The sequence below is a fragment of the Achromobacter sp. NCFB-sbj8-Ac1-l genome (genome assembly GCF_052695805.1).
The window spans coordinates 188,251-203,324 of record NZ_CP199812.1 but is presented as its reverse complement, the minus strand read 5'-3'; the positions used below and the strand labels follow the sequence as shown (position 1 = coordinate 203,324).

The 15,074-nt window shown below is 67.9% G+C and carries 17 protein-coding genes; all 17 read left to right on the top strand.

Annotated elements, in window-relative coordinates; genetic code table 11:
• The first annotated feature begins 25 nt into the window (after positions 1 to 25).
• Positions 26 to 1,231 carry a YbfB/YjiJ family MFS transporter gene (locus ACUDP5_RS01000; protein ID WP_445657963.1) on the top strand — a complete coding sequence of 402 codons (1,206 nt, stop codon included), beginning with the start codon at positions 26 to 28 and terminating at the stop codon, positions 1,229 to 1,231.
• A 34-nt stretch (positions 1,232 to 1,265) separates the two neighbouring features.
• Positions 1,266 to 2,243: a Bug family tripartite tricarboxylate transporter substrate binding protein gene (locus ACUDP5_RS00995; protein ID WP_263912826.1), complete on the top strand. Its 978-nt coding sequence runs from the start codon at positions 1,266 to 1,268 to the stop codon at positions 2,241 to 2,243.
• Between the two features lie 18 nt (positions 2,244 to 2,261).
• Complete coding sequence (locus ACUDP5_RS00990) at positions 2,262 to 3,323, top strand: NAD(P)H-dependent flavin oxidoreductase (protein WP_445657962.1); 1,062 nt, start codon at positions 2,262 to 2,264, stop codon at positions 3,321 to 3,323.
• 264 nt (positions 3,324 to 3,587) lie between these two features.
• The gene (locus ACUDP5_RS00985; protein WP_263912824.1) at positions 3,588 to 4,424 is read left to right on the top strand and encodes an ABC transporter ATP-binding protein; all 837 of its coding nucleotides are present in this window, start codon (positions 3,588 to 3,590) and stop codon (positions 4,422 to 4,424) included.
• Positions 4,421 to 5,209: a lipid asymmetry maintenance ABC transporter permease subunit MlaE gene (mlaE, locus tag ACUDP5_RS00980; protein WP_263912823.1), complete on the top strand. Its 789-nt coding sequence runs from the start codon at positions 4,421 to 4,423 to the stop codon at positions 5,207 to 5,209. Before ACUDP5_RS00985 ends, mlaE begins: the two co-directional genes overlap by 4 nt.
• Positions 5,210 to 5,221: 12 nt before the next feature.
• The gene (gene mlaD, locus ACUDP5_RS00975) at positions 5,222 to 5,722 is read left to right on the top strand and encodes an outer membrane lipid asymmetry maintenance protein MlaD (protein ID WP_263912822.1); all 501 of its coding nucleotides are present in this window, start codon (positions 5,222 to 5,224) and stop codon (positions 5,720 to 5,722) included.
• Positions 5,723 to 5,806: 84 nt separating this feature from the next.
• Positions 5,807 to 6,616, top strand: coding sequence for an MlaA family lipoprotein (locus ACUDP5_RS00970; RefSeq protein WP_263912821.1), 810 nt, complete (start codon positions 5,807 to 5,809; stop codon positions 6,614 to 6,616).
• 38 nt (positions 6,617 to 6,654) lie between these two features.
• Complete coding sequence (locus ACUDP5_RS00965) at positions 6,655 to 7,284, top strand: MlaC/ttg2D family ABC transporter substrate-binding protein (protein ID WP_263912820.1); 630 nt, start codon at positions 6,655 to 6,657, stop codon at positions 7,282 to 7,284.
• Positions 7,285 to 7,457: 173 nt separating this feature from the next.
• Positions 7,458 to 8,261, top strand: coding sequence for an ABC transporter ATP-binding protein (locus ACUDP5_RS00960; protein ID WP_263912819.1), 804 nt, complete (start codon positions 7,458 to 7,460; stop codon positions 8,259 to 8,261).
• Positions 8,258 to 9,070 (top strand): ABC transporter permease, encoded by an 813-nt coding sequence (locus ACUDP5_RS00955; RefSeq protein WP_006392336.1) that lies wholly within the window; start codon positions 8,258 to 8,260, stop codon positions 9,068 to 9,070. Before ACUDP5_RS00960 ends, ACUDP5_RS00955 begins: the two co-directional genes overlap by 4 nt.
• A 5-nt stretch (positions 9,071 to 9,075) precedes the next feature.
• Positions 9,076 to 9,321 carry a BolA family protein gene (locus ACUDP5_RS00950; RefSeq protein ID WP_263912818.1) on the top strand — a complete coding sequence of 82 codons (246 nt, stop codon included), beginning with the start codon at positions 9,076 to 9,078 and terminating at the stop codon, positions 9,319 to 9,321.
• Positions 9,322 to 9,323: 2 nt separating this feature from the next.
• Positions 9,324 to 10,592 (top strand): UDP-N-acetylglucosamine 1-carboxyvinyltransferase, encoded by a 1,269-nt coding sequence (gene murA / locus ACUDP5_RS00945; protein ID WP_263912817.1) that lies wholly within the window; start codon positions 9,324 to 9,326, stop codon positions 10,590 to 10,592.
• Positions 10,589 to 11,263: an ATP phosphoribosyltransferase gene (gene hisG, locus ACUDP5_RS00940; protein WP_263912816.1), complete on the top strand. Its 675-nt coding sequence runs from the start codon at positions 10,589 to 10,591 to the stop codon at positions 11,261 to 11,263. Before murA ends, hisG begins: the two co-directional genes overlap by 4 nt.
• A 54-nt stretch (positions 11,264 to 11,317) precedes the next feature.
• The gene (hisD, locus tag ACUDP5_RS00935; RefSeq protein WP_445657961.1) at positions 11,318 to 12,622 is read left to right on the top strand and encodes a histidinol dehydrogenase; all 1,305 of its coding nucleotides are present in this window, start codon (positions 11,318 to 11,320) and stop codon (positions 12,620 to 12,622) included.
• Positions 12,619 to 13,710 carry a histidinol-phosphate transaminase gene (gene hisC, locus ACUDP5_RS00930; protein ID WP_445657960.1) on the top strand — a complete coding sequence of 364 codons (1,092 nt, stop codon included), beginning with the start codon at positions 12,619 to 12,621 and terminating at the stop codon, positions 13,708 to 13,710. Before hisD ends, hisC begins: the two co-directional genes overlap by 4 nt.
• Before the next feature lie 12 nt (positions 13,711 to 13,722).
• A complete protein-coding gene (gene hisB, locus ACUDP5_RS00925) occupies positions 13,723 to 14,310 on the top strand; it encodes an imidazoleglycerol-phosphate dehydratase HisB (protein WP_025139936.1) in 588 nt (195 codons plus the stop codon).
• A 34-nt stretch (positions 14,311 to 14,344) separates the two neighbouring features.
• Positions 14,345 to 15,043, top strand: coding sequence for an imidazole glycerol phosphate synthase subunit HisH (gene hisH, locus ACUDP5_RS00920; RefSeq protein WP_263912813.1), 699 nt, complete (start codon positions 14,345 to 14,347; stop codon positions 15,041 to 15,043).
• Positions 15,044 to 15,074 lie beyond the last annotated feature (31 nt).

The following is a 15,074-nucleotide window of genomic DNA, read 5'->3' as shown; positions in this document are numbered from 1 at the left end:
TTAGTACAGCCGTAGAGTGGGAGCCATGTCAATAGCCGCCCACCCTGATTCCGTCCGCCCGCGCGGAGCCGCCTCGCTGGCCTGGCCCGCCGCGCTGGCGCTGGCCGCCGCCATGGGCATCGGCCGGTTCGCCTTTACCCCCGTCTGGCCGCTGATGGCCCAGGAGGCCGGGTTGTCGTTGGCGCAGGGCAGCTGGCTGGCATCGGCCAATTACGCGGGCTATCTGCTGGGCGCGTTGGCCGCGGCCGTGCGGCCCCCGCGCCATCCACGCACCATGCTGGCCGCCAGCCTGCTGACCGTGGGCCTGTTGACCCTGGCGATGCCCGGGTTCCATGGCGTGCTGGCCTGGGCCCTGCTACGGCTGGCGGCGGGCTACGCCAGCGCCAGCGCCTTCATCTGCATTGCCGCCGCCCGGCCTGTGGCCGCCGACGATCCGCGCCGGCCAGCCGTCGCCGCCATCACCTACGCCGGGGTCGGCGCCGGCATCGCCCTGACGGGCCTGGCCTGCCTGGCGCTGATGGCCGCGGGCGCCGACGCCAACGGCAACTGGACGGCGCTGGGCATCCTGACCCTGGGCTTGTCCGCGCTGGCCTGGCCGCGCCTGTCCCGCGCCGACGCCAAGGCGCACCTGGGAACGGTGGCCGCGCCTGCCCGCCTGCCGCCGGCCATCGGCCGGCTGGCCTTGCACTACGGCATCTTCGGCGCCGGCTACATCATTCCCGCCACGTTCCTGCCGGCCATGGCCCGCGAGATCATTCCCGACCCCGCGGTGTTCGGCTGGGCCTGGCCGCTGTTCGGCCTGGCGGCCGCGCTGTCCTGCCTGCTTGCGCCCCGCGTGGCGCAGGCGCTGAACGACAAGGCGGTCTGGCGCGGCGCGCAAGCGGTGATGGCGCTGGGCATGCTGGCCGCGGCGATCTGGCACAACATCGCCGCCGTCATCGTCGCCGCCATCCTGGTGGGCGGCACCTTCATGGTCATCACCCAGGCAGGCATGCTGGCCGCCCAGCGGCTGGCCGGGCCGGCCGCGCCGCGCGCCGCCGCCATCATGACGTCGTCCTTTGCCGCCGGGCAGATCCTGGGCCCGCTGCTGGCCTCGGGCGCGGCCCGCTGGGGCGCCGGCCTGCCGCAAGTGCTGGCGGGCGGCGCGGTGCTGCTGGCGCTGTCGGCCTGGCGCCTGGGAAAAATCAGCGTCGCCGCCCCCAACGCTGGGCATAATGCGATGGGTTCCTAGGAACCCATCACATTAGAAAGAGGAGTCACCCAGCATGAAATCGCTACGCCCCTTGGTCGCTGCCCTGGCGGCCTTCGCCGCCTTCAGCGGCGTCGCACAGGCCCAGGCCACCGACTGGCCCGCCAAACCCATCACCATGATCGTGCCCTACGCCCCGGGCGGCTTTGCCGATACCCGGGTGCGCCTGTTGGCGCGCAAGCTGGGCGAATCGCTGGGCCAGCCCATCGTGGTGGAAAACAAGGCCGGGGCGGGCGGCGTCGTCGGCACCAACCTCATCGCCAAGGCCGCCCCCGACGGCTACACCATCGGCACCGGCAACCTGGCGCCGATGGCCGTGAACCCGTCGCTGATGAAGGACATGCCCTATGACCCGCTCAAGGACCTGGCGCCGGTCATCCTGATCGAAAACAGCCCGCTGGTGCTCAGCGTGAACAACGAACTGCCGGTCAAGACGCTGGCGGACCTGATCGCCATGGCCAAGAAGCAGCCGGGCAAGCTGTCGTTCGGTTCATCGGGCGTGGGCGGCGCGCATCACCTGTCGGGCGAAATGTTCCGCGAACAGGCCAAGATCGACATCGTGCATGTGCCCTACAAGGGCGGCAGCCTGGCTGCCACCGACCTGATGGGCGGCCACATCTCGATGATGTTCGAAATGGGCTATTCGGCGTTGCCCGCCATCCAGGGCAAGAAGATCCACCCCATCGCGGTGACGTCGGCCCAGCGCCTGGCGGTGCTGCCGGACGTGCCCACCATGGCGGAATCCGGCCTGCCGGGCTTCGAGTCGTACAACTGGCAGGGCATCGTCGCCCCCGCCGGCACCCCCGCGCCCATCATCGCCAAGCTCAACGCCGAGCTCAACCGCATCCTGAAGGAAGCGGACGTGCAGAAGGCCATCGCCGACACCGGCAGCCAGGCCGGCGGCGGCACGCCCGAGGAATTCGGCGCGTTCATCAAGAGCGAAACGGCCAAGTGGGACCACGTCATCAAGGCTGGAAACATCCAGCTTCAGTAACCCAACCAGGAGACTCCCATGGCATCCCGCCTTCTCGATCAGCTCAAGCTCGACCACCCCATCATCCAGGCGCCCATGGCCGGCGGCGCGACGACGGTCGAGCTGGTGTCCGAGGCGTCGAAGGCGGGCGTCCTGGGATCCCTGGGAGCGGCTTACCTGACGCCCGAGCAGATTGACGCGGCCGCAGGCGCGATCCGCGAACGCACCGACCGGCCGTTTGCGATCAACCTGTTCGCCTCGGTGCCGGACCAGCCCTACCACGGCAATGCCTCCCGCATGCTGGACCTGCTGGCGCGCTACCACGACCAGTTGGGCCTGCCGGCGCCCGCCGCCCCCGGGCCGCAGGCGGACCCCTTGCCCGGCCAGATCGACGCCGTGCTGCGCGTGCGGCCGGCAGTCTTCAGCTTCACGTTCGGCCGCATGCCCGCCGATGCGCTGGCGCGCTGCCGCGAACTGGGCATCCTGACGGTCGGCACGGCCACCACGGTGCGCGAAGCCGTGGCCCTGGAGCAGGACGGGGTGGACGCCATCGTGGCCCAGGGTGCCGAAGCGGGCGGTCATCGGGGCACTTTTCTGGACGATTTCGAGCATTCGCTGATCGGCACCATGGCGCTGGTGCCGCAGATCGCCGACGCGGTGTCGGTGCCCGTCATTGCTTCGGGCGGCATCATGGACGGCCGCGGCATCGCGGCCGCCCTGGCCCTGGGCGCCCAGGCCGCACAAATGGGGACGGCCTTCCTGACCACCGACGAAGCCGGCATCAACGACGCCTACAAGGCGGTGCTACCCGCCTCGCGCGCCGAGCAATCCCGGGTGACCCGGGCGTTTTCCGGACGTCCGGCCCGCGGCATCGTGAACTCCTTCATGCGGGATGCCGACCAATTATCAGACGACATCCTGCCGTACCCCCTGCAGAATGCGCTGACGCGGCCGATGCGCACGGCGGGCGGCAAGGCCGGCAACGTGGCCGTTCTGTCCCTTTGGGCGGGCCAGGGGGCCCCGCTGGCACGGCGTGAAAGCACGGCCGCGCTGGTCGCCCGATTGGTCCGCGAAACCGCAACGGCGCGCTCGCGCGGCTGACGCGAGGGCCGGCCGACGGCCCGCCGATTGTTCCCCGGGGCGAAAACACTGTTCCACGAACTGACATACCGCACTGCGGTGACAGTTCGTCGGGCTACAATGGCCCCTCGCCGCTGGGTGCAACAGTTTGTCTTCCTGTCCCCGGCATATGAGTAACAGGGCGCTTCCCGACGCAGCCTGTCTCGCTCGCGCCGGCCATCGTCCCGCCCGCGCCCGAGCGGGGCGGCAGGGCCGCCGCCACCGAAACACCCGTTCTTGTTGCCCATGCCCGCTCAAACCAGCAGCCCCCCGGAATTTGCCTTGCACCTGCAAGGCGTGGCGCTCGGCTACGGTGATTTCACCGTCCTGCGCAACATTTCCATGGAAGCGCGCCCGGGCCAGGTGGTCGCCATCATGGGCGGCTCCGGTTCCGGCAAGACGACCCTGCTGCGGGCCGCCACCGGCCAGCTCGTCGCCAAGGAAGGCACGGTGCTGGCGTTCGGCCAGGACATCGCCCGCGCCACGCCGTCCGAACTGCAATCCCTGCGCAAGCGCATGGGCGTGCTGTTCCAGCAAGGCGCGCTGTTCACCGACCTGAATGTCTTCGAAAACGTGGCGTTTCCGCTACGCGAGCACACGCGGCTGGCCGAGTCCGACATCACCGAACGGGTGCTGGACAAGCTCGATGCCGTGGGCCTGCGCGCCGCGGCCCACCTGAAGGTGGCCGAGGTCTCCGGCGGCATGGCCCGCCGGGTGGCGCTGGCCCGCGCGGTGGTGCTGGAACCCGAACTCATCCTGTACGACGAACCCTTCGCCGGCCTGGACCCGATCTCGCTGGGCATCACCGCCCGCCTGATCCGCAGCCTGGCCGACCGCCTGGGCTGCGCCTCGGTGCTGATCACCCACGACGTGCACGAGTCCTTCGCCATCGCCGACCAGGTCTACCTGGTGGGGCAGGGCGAACTCAAGGCCGCCGGCAGCCCCGAGAGCCTGTCGGCCTCGCAAGACCCCTACGTGCAGCAATTCCTCAAAGGCGAACCCGACGGTCCGGTCGCGTTCCAGTACCCCGAAACGCCGGCTTTCCAGAAGTGGCTGGCGCAACAACAAGGGCGCCGCGCATGAACGCATCGAACAACGCCATCGGCGCGCTGGGCGGCTGGGTGCGCACCCGCATCGCCGGCATCGGCTACTTCACCCGCTTCTTCGGCGCCATGCTGGCGCGCAGCGGCATCGCGCTGTCGCGCCCGCGGCTGGTATCGCAGCAGATCCATTTCATCGGCAACTACTCGCTGCTGATCATCGCCGTGTCCGGCATGTTCGTGGGCTTCGTGCTGGGCCTGCAGGGCTACTACACCTTGAACCGCTACGGCGCCGAGGAATCTCTTGGCCTGCTGGTCGCGCTGTCTCTGGTGCGCGAACTGGGCCCCGTGGTCACGGCACTGCTGTTCGCCGGCCGGGCCGGCACGTCGCTTACCGCTGAAATCGGCCTGATGAAGGCCGGTGAACAACTGTCCGCCATGGAAGTCATGGCGGTCGACCCGATGCGCCGCGTCCTGGTGCCGCGCCTGTGGGGCGGCATCATCGCCATGCCCATCCTGGCCGCCGTGTTCTCCATGGTGGGCATCCTGGGCGGCTGGGTCGTGGGCGTCCTGATGATCGGCGTCGACGCCGGCGCCTTCTGGTCGCAGATGCAGGGCGGTGTCGATGTCTGGAAAGACGTCCTGAACGGCGTCATCAAAAGCCTGGTGTTCGGCGTCACCGTGACGCTGGTCGCGCTTTACGAAGGCTGGCAGGCCAAGCCCACTCCCGAAGGCGTCGCCCGCGCCACCACCCGCACGGTCGTGGTGGGCTCGCTGGCGGTGCTGGGGCTGGACTTCCTGCTCACCGCCTTGATGTTTGGAAACTGAAACGGATCGATCATGTCACGCGAAAAAACCGACATTTGGGTAGGCCTGTTCATCTTGCTGGGCGCGGCCGCGCTGGCGTTCCTGGCGTTGCGCGCCGGCAACTTGAGCACCTTTTCTTTCGCTCCCACCTATACGCTGACGGCCAATTTCGATAACGTAGGCGGCCTCAAGGTCCGCGCGCCCGTGAAAAGCGCGGGCGTGGTGGTGGGCCGGATCGCCAAGATCTCCTTTGACGACAAGACCTTCCAGGCCGTCGTGGCGATCAACCTGGAAACCGCCTACCAGTTCCCCAAGGACTCGTCCGCGGCCATCCTCACGTCCGGCCTGCTGGGCGAACAGTACCTGGGCTTGACCCCGGGCAGCGAAGAAGACAACTTTGCCGATGGCGGGAAAATCCGCTATACCCAAAGCGCCGTCGTGCTGGAGCAGCTGATCAGCAAGTTCCTGTACGGCTCGGCCGAAAAAGAAGGCTCGAAAGCGGCTGCCGCCCCCGAAGCGAACGCCCCGAATTAAAGACAATCCGCCCGATGCGGCCATCGCCGCATCGGGCGCGCGCTGCAATAAGAATAGAACTCTGCTGATAGGGATGCCCTGATCATGAACAAGAAAGCTCTTTCCCGTATCGCCACCGTGGCCGCCGCCGGCGCGCTGATGGCGGGTTGCGCTGCCCCGCAGCAGCCGGACCCGCGCGACCCCTGGGAAGGCTTCAACCGCGGCGTCTACAAGTTCAACGACACCGTCGACCGCGCCGTCTTCAAGCCGGTGGCGCAGGCCTACACCTACGTCACGCCGCAGCCGGTGCGCAGTTGCGTCCACAACATCTTCAGCAACGTCGGCGACCTCTGGTCGGGCACCAACAGCTTCCTACAGGGCCGCGGCCACGACTTCGTCAACACGCTGGGCCGTTTCCTGTTCAACACCACCATGGGCGTGGGCGGCTGCTTCGACGTCGCCTCGGCCAACGGCGCCCGCAAGATCCCGAACGACTTCGGCACGACGCTGGGCGTGTGGGGCCTGGGCCAGGGCCCGTACCTGGTGTTGCCGTTCTTCGGTTCGTCCAGCGTGCGCGACGGCGTCGGCCTGATCGGCGACTGGCAAGGCCGCCAGTACGGCTACATGGGCGTGAGCGCCATCGACAACGTGCCGCTGCGCAACTCGCTGTGGGGCCTGGAAGTCGTCGACACCCGCGCCAGCCTGCTCAACGCCACCGACACCATCGACCGCGTCGCGCTCGACCCCTACAGCTTCATTCGTGACGCCTATCTGCAGCGCCGCGCCGCCATGGTCAAGGGCCAGCGTGTGGACGACGAGTCCAGCCTGCCCAACTACGAAGACGACGAGGGCGACGCGCCCGCCGCCAAGGACAAGGGCGCCGCCACCCCGGCACCCGTGCCCGCAACCAAGTAAGCTGTCAGATTGCGTAATCAGTACAGCAAGGAGTTTTCATGCGGTTTTCTTTCTTTTCCCTGCTCCAGCGCCTGGCCCTGGCCGGCCTGCTGGGCCTGGCGGCCGGCGCCGCCGTGCAGGCGCAACCCGACGCCAATGGCGCACCCGACCAGTTCGTGCTGGGCGTGGCCAATGAAGCCCTGGACGTCCTGAAGGCCGACGGCGCGATCAAGGCGGGCAATACCGCCCGCATCAACCAGGTCGTCAACGAACACATCCTGCCCTACGTCAACTTCCAGAAGACCACCCGCCTGGCCGCCGGCCGCTACTGGCGCCAAGCCAGCGACGCCCAGAAAAAATCCCTGGCCGACGCCTTCCGCGGCACGCTGGTGCGCACCTACAGCGGCGCGCTGACCCGCGTCACGTCCAGCACCAAGGTCACGGCGCTGCCGTTCCGCGGCGACCCCAAGGCCGACGACGTGGTCGTGCGCACGCTCATCAGCCAGGCTAACGGCCAGCCCACCGGCGTGGACTACCGCCTGGAAAAAACGCCCCAGGGCTGGAAAATCTACGACATGAACGTCGAAGGCATCTGGCTGATCGAGAACTACCGCAACCAGTTCGCCCAGCAGATCAACCAGAACGGCATCGACGGCCTGATCCAGGCCCTGAACCAGCGCAACCAGTAAGGTCCTGTCCGGTTGCCTGCCGGCCCGGCGCGCCCTTGCGGCCCGCCGGGCCTGTTATTTTGGGGACACATTACAGCCCATGCCCTACGGTCGCCGGGGCTATCAGCGTGCCGCAAGGCGGGCCGCTTATATAATGATCAATTCGCTCTTTTCCGGGCAACCTCCCCGCCGTCATGTCTGCCGTTAGTCTAGAGAACGTCTCCAAAATCTACTCGCCGCGCCGTAGCGGCTGGGGCAAGCTCACCGGCCGCGCGCCTGGGGCCGGCTTCCAGGCGCTCGACAACGTCAGCCTGAACATCGAGCACGGCGAGTTCTTCGGCCTGCTCGGCCCCAACGGCGCGGGCAAGACCACCCTGATTTCCATCCTGGCCGGATTGGCCCGCGCCAGCGCCGGCCGCGCCACCGTCTGTGGCTACGACGTCGTGGCCGACTACAAGTCGGCACGGCGGGCCCTGGGCGTCGTGCCCCAAGAGCTGGTCTACGACCCGTTCTTCACGGTGCGCGAAACGCTGCGCATCCAGTCGGGCTATTTCGGCCTGCGCAAGAACGACGACTGGATCGACGAAATCCTCTTCAATCTGGGGCTGGCCGACAAGGCCAACTCGAACATGCGGGCGCTGTCCGGCGGCATGAAGCGCCGCGTGCTGGTCGCGCAGGCGCTGGTGCACCGTCCGCCCGTGATCGTGCTGGACGAACCCACCGCGGGCGTCGACGTCGATCTGCGCCGCACGCTGTGGGAATTCATCTCGCGCCTGAACAAGGCCGGCCACACCATCATGCTCACCACCCACTACCTGGAAGAAGCGGAAGCCCTGTGCGGCCGCATCGCCATGCTCAAGGGCGGCCGCATCGTGGCGCTGGACACCACCCAGGCGCTGCTGGCCCGCGTCGGCGGCGTCGACCTCGAAGACGCCTTCGTGCGCATCATGCACCAGGACGACAAGCCCGCCCCGCAACCCGAAGAGATGCCGCAATGACGCAGCCCGCCGCCAACGCCAGCCAGCCGCTGGTGCAACCCCGCCTGGATGCGGGGTCGGGCTTTCCGACCCTGCTGCGCAAGGAATTGCTGCGCTTCTGGAAGGTCAGCTTCCAGACCATCGCCGCGCCCGTCATCACCGCGCTGCTGTACCTGCTGGTGTTCGCCCACGTGCTGGAAGGGCGCGTCATGGTGTACGGCAGCGTGCCCTACACCGCGTTCCTGATCCCCGGGCTCATGATGATGAGCATGCTGCAGAACGCCTTCGCCAACCCGTCCTCGTCGCTGATCCAGAGCCGCATCACGGGCAACCTGGTGTTCATGCTGCTGCCGCCGCTGTCGCACCGCGACATCTTCGCCGCCTACGTGCTGGCGGCCGTGGTGCGTGGCCTGGCCGTAGGCCTGTGCGTGTGGGTGGTGGCGCTGTTCTTCGTGTCGCTGGTGCCCGCCAACCCGCTGTGGCTGCTCGTGTTTGCCGTGCTGGCCTGCGGCATCATGGGCGTGCTGGGCCTGATCGCCGGCCTGTGGTCCGAGAAATTCGACCAGCTCGCCGCCTTCCAGAACTTCCTGATCATGCCGGCCACCTTCCTGTCCGGCGTGTTCTATTCCATCCATACGCTCCCCGCCTTCTGGCAGGGCGTGTCCCACTGGAACCCCATTTTCTACACCATCGACGGCTTCCGTTACGGATTCTTCTCGGTGTCGGACGTCTCCCCCTGGCGCAGCCTGGCGGTGGTGACGGGGGTGTTCCTCGCACTGTCGATCTATGCGCTGCGGCTTCTGGCCAGCGGCTACAAACTCAGGAACTGACGTCCATGCTTCCCACTCCCGCGCAAGTCCGCCAATACATCGCGGACGGCCTGCCCTGTGAACATCTCGACGTGCAAGGCGACGGCTCGCATTTCGACGCGGTCATCGTCAGCGCCGCCTTCGAAGGCAAGCGCCTGATCCAGCGCCACCAACTGGTCTACGCCGCCCTGGGCGACCGCATGAAAGCCGAGATCCACGCCCTGTCGATGCGTACGCTGACCCCTGGCGAGTACGCCCAGGCGGGCAAGTAATCATGGACAAGCTACGCATTACCGGCGGCGCGCAACTGCGCGGCGAAATCACCATTTCCGGCGCCAAGAACTCGGCCCTGCCGATCCTGTGTGCCGGCCTGCTGACGGCCGACCCGCTGTCCCTGTCCAACGTGCCGCACCTGAACGACACGGCTACGATGCTGCGCCTGCTGGGCCGCATGGGCGTGCGCGCCGAGCGCGCGGCCGACGGCCTGGTCACGCTGCAGGCCGACCGCGTCGACAACCTGGAAGCGCCCTACGACCTGGTCAAGACCATGCGCGCGTCCATCCTGGTGCTGGGCCCGCTGGTGGCGCGCTTCGGCGAAGCCCGCGTCAGCCTGCCGGGCGGCTGCACCATCGGCCAACGGCCGGTGGACCAGCACATCAAGGGCCTGGCCGCGCTGGGCGCTGAAATCAGCATCGAGCACGGCTTCGTGGTGGCGCGCGCCAAGCGCCTGAAGGGCGCCTCCATCCGCACCGACATGGTCACCGTCACCGGCACCGAGAACCTGCTGATGGCCGCGGTGCTGGCCGAAGGCCGCACCGTGCTGGAAAATGCCGCCCGCGAGCCCGAAGTGGTGGACCTGGCCGAGCTGCTCATCAAGATGGGCGCCCGCATCCAGGGCCACGGCACCGACCGCATCGTGATCGAGGGCGTCGAGCGCCTGCACGGCGCCGAGCACCGCGTCATTTCCGACCGCATCGAAGCCGGCACCTTCCTGTGCGCCGTCGGCGCGGCCGGTGGCGACATCCTGCTCAAGAATGCCGACGCGAGCATCCTGGGCGCCACGCTGGACAAGCTGGTCGAGGCCGGCCTGACCATCGAAACCGGCCCCGACTGGATCCGCGGCGCCATGTCCACCCGGCCCAAGGCCGTGGGTTTCCGCACCCACGAGTACCCGGGCTTCGCCACCGACATGCAGGCCCAGCTCATGACCCTGAACACCGTCGCCGACGGCACCAGCGTCATCGTCGAGAACATCTTCGAAAACCGCTACATGCACGTGCAGGAACTGCGCCGCATGGGCGCCGACATCGACATCGACGGCCATACCGCCATCGTACGTGGCATCAAGCGCCTGTCGGGTGCCACGGTCATGGCGACCGACCTGCGGGCCTCGGCCAGCCTGGTCATCGCCGGCCTGGCCGCCGACGGCGAAACCGTGGTCGACCGCATCTATCACCTGGACCGCGGCTACGACCGCATGGAAGTCAAGCTGCGCGCCCTGGGCGCCAACATTCAACGCGCAACCGGCAAGGAATCGGCATGAGCGATGCCCAACTCGCGCCCCTGACCCTGGCTTTGTCCAAGGGGCGAATCTTCGAAGAAACCATGCCGTTGCTGGCGGAAGCCGGCATCGAAGTGCCTGAAAACCCCGAAAGCTCGCGCAAGCTGATCCTGCCCACCAGCGACCCCGGCCTGCGCCTGATCATCGTGCGCGCCTCCGACGTGCCGACGTACGTGCAGTACGGCGCGGCCGACCTGGGCATCGCCGGCAAGGACGTGCTGATCGAGCATGCCGCCGAACAGCCCGGCGGCCTGTACCAGCCGATCGACCTGAACATCGCCAAGTGCCGCCTGGCCGTGGCCGTGCGCAACGGTTTCGACTACCAGGCCGCGGTGCACCAGGGCGCGCGGCTGCGCGTGGCCACCAAGTACGTGCAGTCAGCCCGTGAACACTTTGCGTCCAAGGGTGTGTACGTCGACATCATCAAGCTGTATGGTTCGATGGAACTGGCGCCGCTGGTAGGCTTGGCCGACTGCATCGTGGACCTGGTCTCCACCGGCGGCACGCTGCGCGCCAACGACCTGGTCGCCGTCGAAGACATCATGCCGATCTCTTCGCGCCTGATCGTCAACCAGGCCGCCCTGAAAACCCGCGGCGACCGCCTGCAGCCGCTGCTGGACGCCTTCGAAAGAGCCGCCACCCGCAACGCCTGACTTTCGCCCGCCGCGCCCGCGCGGCGGCCGCTCCCTTGCTTGAACCATGACGCCATGGCCCTGATCAACCGTCTCGATTCCCGCGATCCCGGATTCCAATCCGCCCTGTCCAAGCTGCTGGCCTTCGAGGCCACGGAAGACGAATCCATCGACCGCGCCGCCGCCGGCATCCTGGCCGACGTGCGCACCCGCGGCGACGCGGCGCTGGTGGAATACACCCAGCGCTTTGACCGCATGCCGGCTGCCTCGGCGGCCACGCTCGAAATCCCCAAGGCCGAATGGCATGCGGCCCTGGCCGCGCTGCCCGCGGCCCAGCGCCACGCCCTGGAAGCCGCCGCCGAGCGCGTGCGCAGCTACCACCAGCGCCAGCGCGCCGAGACCTGGACCTACACCGATGCCGAAGGCACGATGCTGGGCCAGCAGGTGACACCGCTGGACCGCGTCGGCCTGTACGTGCCGGGCGGCAAGGCGGCCTACCCGTCGTCGGTGCTGATGAACGCCATTCCGGCCAAAGTGGCCGGAGTCGAAGAACTGATCATGGTCACGCCCACGCCCGACGGCGTGCGCAACCCCATCGTCCTGGCTGCGGCCGCCATCGGCGGCGTCGACCGCGTGTTCGCCATCGGCGGTGCGCAGGCCGTCGGCGCGCTGGCCTACGGCACCGCCACCGTGCCCGCCGTGGACAAGATCGTCGGCCCCGGCAATGCCTACGTGGCCGCCGCCAAGCGCCGCGTGTTCGGCGTGGTCGGCATCGACATGATCGCCGGCCCCAGCGAAATCCTGGTCATCTGCGACGGCAAGACGCCGGCCGACTGGATCGCCATGGATCTGTTCTCGCAGGCCGAGCACGACGAACTGGCCCAGTCCATCCTGCTGTGCCCCGACGCCGCCTTCATCGCCGAGGTCGAAGCATCCATCGCGCGCCTCTTGCCCACCATGCCGCGCGCCGACATCCTGCGCGTCAGCCTGGCGAACCGCGGCGCGCTGATCCAGGTCCGCGACCTGGACGAAGCCTGCCGCATCGCCAACGACATCGCCCCGGAACACTTGGAAATCTCCACCGAGCAGCCCGAAACCTGGACCGCCAGGATCCGCCACGCCGGCGCGATCTTCATGGGCCGTTTCAGCTCGGAAGCCCTGGGCGACTACTGCGCCGGCCCGAACCACGTGCTGCCCACCTCGCGCACGGCCCGCTTCTCGTCGCCGCTGGGCGTCTACGATTTCCAGAAACGCTCCAGCCTGATCCAGGTGTCGCACCAGGGTGCCCAGACGCTGGGCCGCATCGCGGCCGAGCTTGCGCTGGGCGAAGGCCTGCAGGCCCACGCCGCCAGCGCCCAATACCGGATCGACAAGCCATGAGCGGCGCCGCCGGCCGCATCGCCGGCACGATCCGGCCCGACATTCTCGCGCTGGCCGCCTACCCGGTGGCGCATGCCGAAGGCTGCATCAAGCTGGACGCCATGGAATGCCCCTACGAGCTGCCCGAGGCGGTTCGCGACGACCTGGCCCGCGTGCTGCGCGACACCCCGCTGAACCGCTATCCGGCCGCAGACTTGTCCGGGCTGCAGCAAGCGGTCAAGACGGCCTTCGGTGTGCCGGCCGACGCCGACGTACTGTTCGGCAACGGTTCGGACGAACTCATCCACATCGCGGTGCAGGCCTGCTGCAACCCGGGCGACGTGGTGCTGTCGCCGTGGCCGTCGTTCGTCTATTTCGACATGGCGGCGCGCTTTGACCACGCCCGTTTCGTCGGCGTGCCGTTGGCCAGCGATCTGTCCCTGGATATTTCCGCGATGCTGGCCGCCATTCGCGAGCACCAGCCCAAGGTGGTGTTCCTGGCCGTGCCCAACAACCCCACCGGCGGCGCCTGGTCCGACGCGGACATCGCCGCCATCATCGCGGCAGCCCCGGGCCTGGTGGTGGTGGACGAGGCCTACCAGCCGTTCACCGACCGCAGCTGGATGCCCCAGGTGCTGGCCGCGCCCAACGTGGTGGTGATGCGCACCGTGTCCAAGATCGGCCTGGCGGGCCTGCGCTTTGGCTACCTGGCCGGCCACCCCGACTGGATCGCCCAGCTCAACAAGGTGCGTCCGCCCTACAACCTGGACGTGCTGACCCAGGCCGCGGTGCTGACCGTGCTGCGCCACAAGCCGGTGCTGGACGAGCAGGCCGCCCGCCTGCGCGCCGACCGCGAGCCGCTGGCCGCCGCCCTGGCCGCGTTGCCCGGCGTCAGGGTATTCCCTTCCGCCGCCAACTTCGTACTCGCCCGCTTTTCCGGCAAGCTGGACGGCAACGCCGTGCATCTTGCCCTGAAAACGCGCAAAATATTGGTTCGTAACTTCTCCAACGCCCATCCGCTCCTGGCCGACTGCCTCCGCATCTCGGTGGGCACCCCGGCCGAGAACGCCGCTTTGCTATCGGCACTGCAAGACATCCTGAGTGCCTAATCGAGTTCTGACATGCGTACCGCAGAGATCACCCGCAACACCAACGAAACCCGCATCCGCGTGGCCATCAACCTCGATGGCACCGGCAAGCAGACGATCGACACCGGCGTGCCCTTCCTGGACCACATGCTGGACCAGATCGCGCGCCACGGCCTGATCGACCTCGACATCAAGGCCGAGGGCGACCTGCACATCGATGCGCATCACACGGTGGAAGACGTGGGCATCACCCTGGGCATGGCCATCGCCAAGGCGGTGGGCACCAAGGCCGGCCTGCGCCGCTACGGCCACGCCTACGTGCCGCTGGACGAAGCCCTGTCGCGCGTGGTCGTCGACTTTTCCGGCCGCCCCGGCCTGGAATATCACATCCCCTTCACGCGATCGCACATCGGCGCCTTCGACGTCGACCTGACCCGCGAATTCTTCCAGGGCCTGGTCAACCATGCCCTGATCACGCTGCACATCGACAACCTGCGTGGCACCAACGCGCACCACCAGTGCGAAACGGTCTTCAAGGCCTGTGGCCGCGCGCTGCGCATGGCCGTCGAAGTCGACCCGCGCATGGGCGACGTCGTGCCCTCCACCAAGGGCGTGCTGTAACCGCCGCGACCTCCCACGCACCAGGTAAATCGAAGTGACCACTATCGCCATCGTCGACTACGGAATGGGCAACTTCCATTCCGTCGCGCGCGCGCTCAAGTACGCCGCCCCCGACGCGGACATCCGCATCTGCAGCCAGCCCCAAGATATCGACGCGGCCGACCGCGTCGTCTTTCCCGGGCAGGGCGCCATGGCGGACTGCATGCGCACCCTGAATGAATCCGGCCTGCGCGAAGCGGTCGTCAAGGCCGCACGCAGCAAGCCGCTGCTGGGCGTCTGCGTCGGCGAACAGATGCTGTTCGACGCCAGCGAAGAGGGCGGCACGTCCTGCCTGGGACTGTTCCCCGGCGTGGTGCGCCGCTTTTCGGGCCCGCGCTTTGCCGACCCGGTGCCGGCCGACGACGAAGCCTGCCTGGCCGATACCGGCGGCGCGGGCCTGGTCGATGGCCGCCCCGAACGCCTCAAGGTCCCGCACATGGGATGGAACAAAGTCCGCCAGACGCGCTCTCACCCTATCTGGGACGGCATTCCGGACGACACGCATTTCTATTTCGTCCATAGCTATTACGCCGACCCGGTCGATGCAAGCCTGACCGTCGGTGAAACCGATTACGGCCTGTCCTTTACCTGCGCAGTAGCGGCAGCTAACATTTTCGCGGTGCAGTTCCACCCGGAAAAGAGCGCCGAGCACGGTTTGCGCCTGTATCGCAATTTTGTAGACTGGCAGCCGTAGGCCGCTTCGGCCCACGCGCTCCAGACCATTC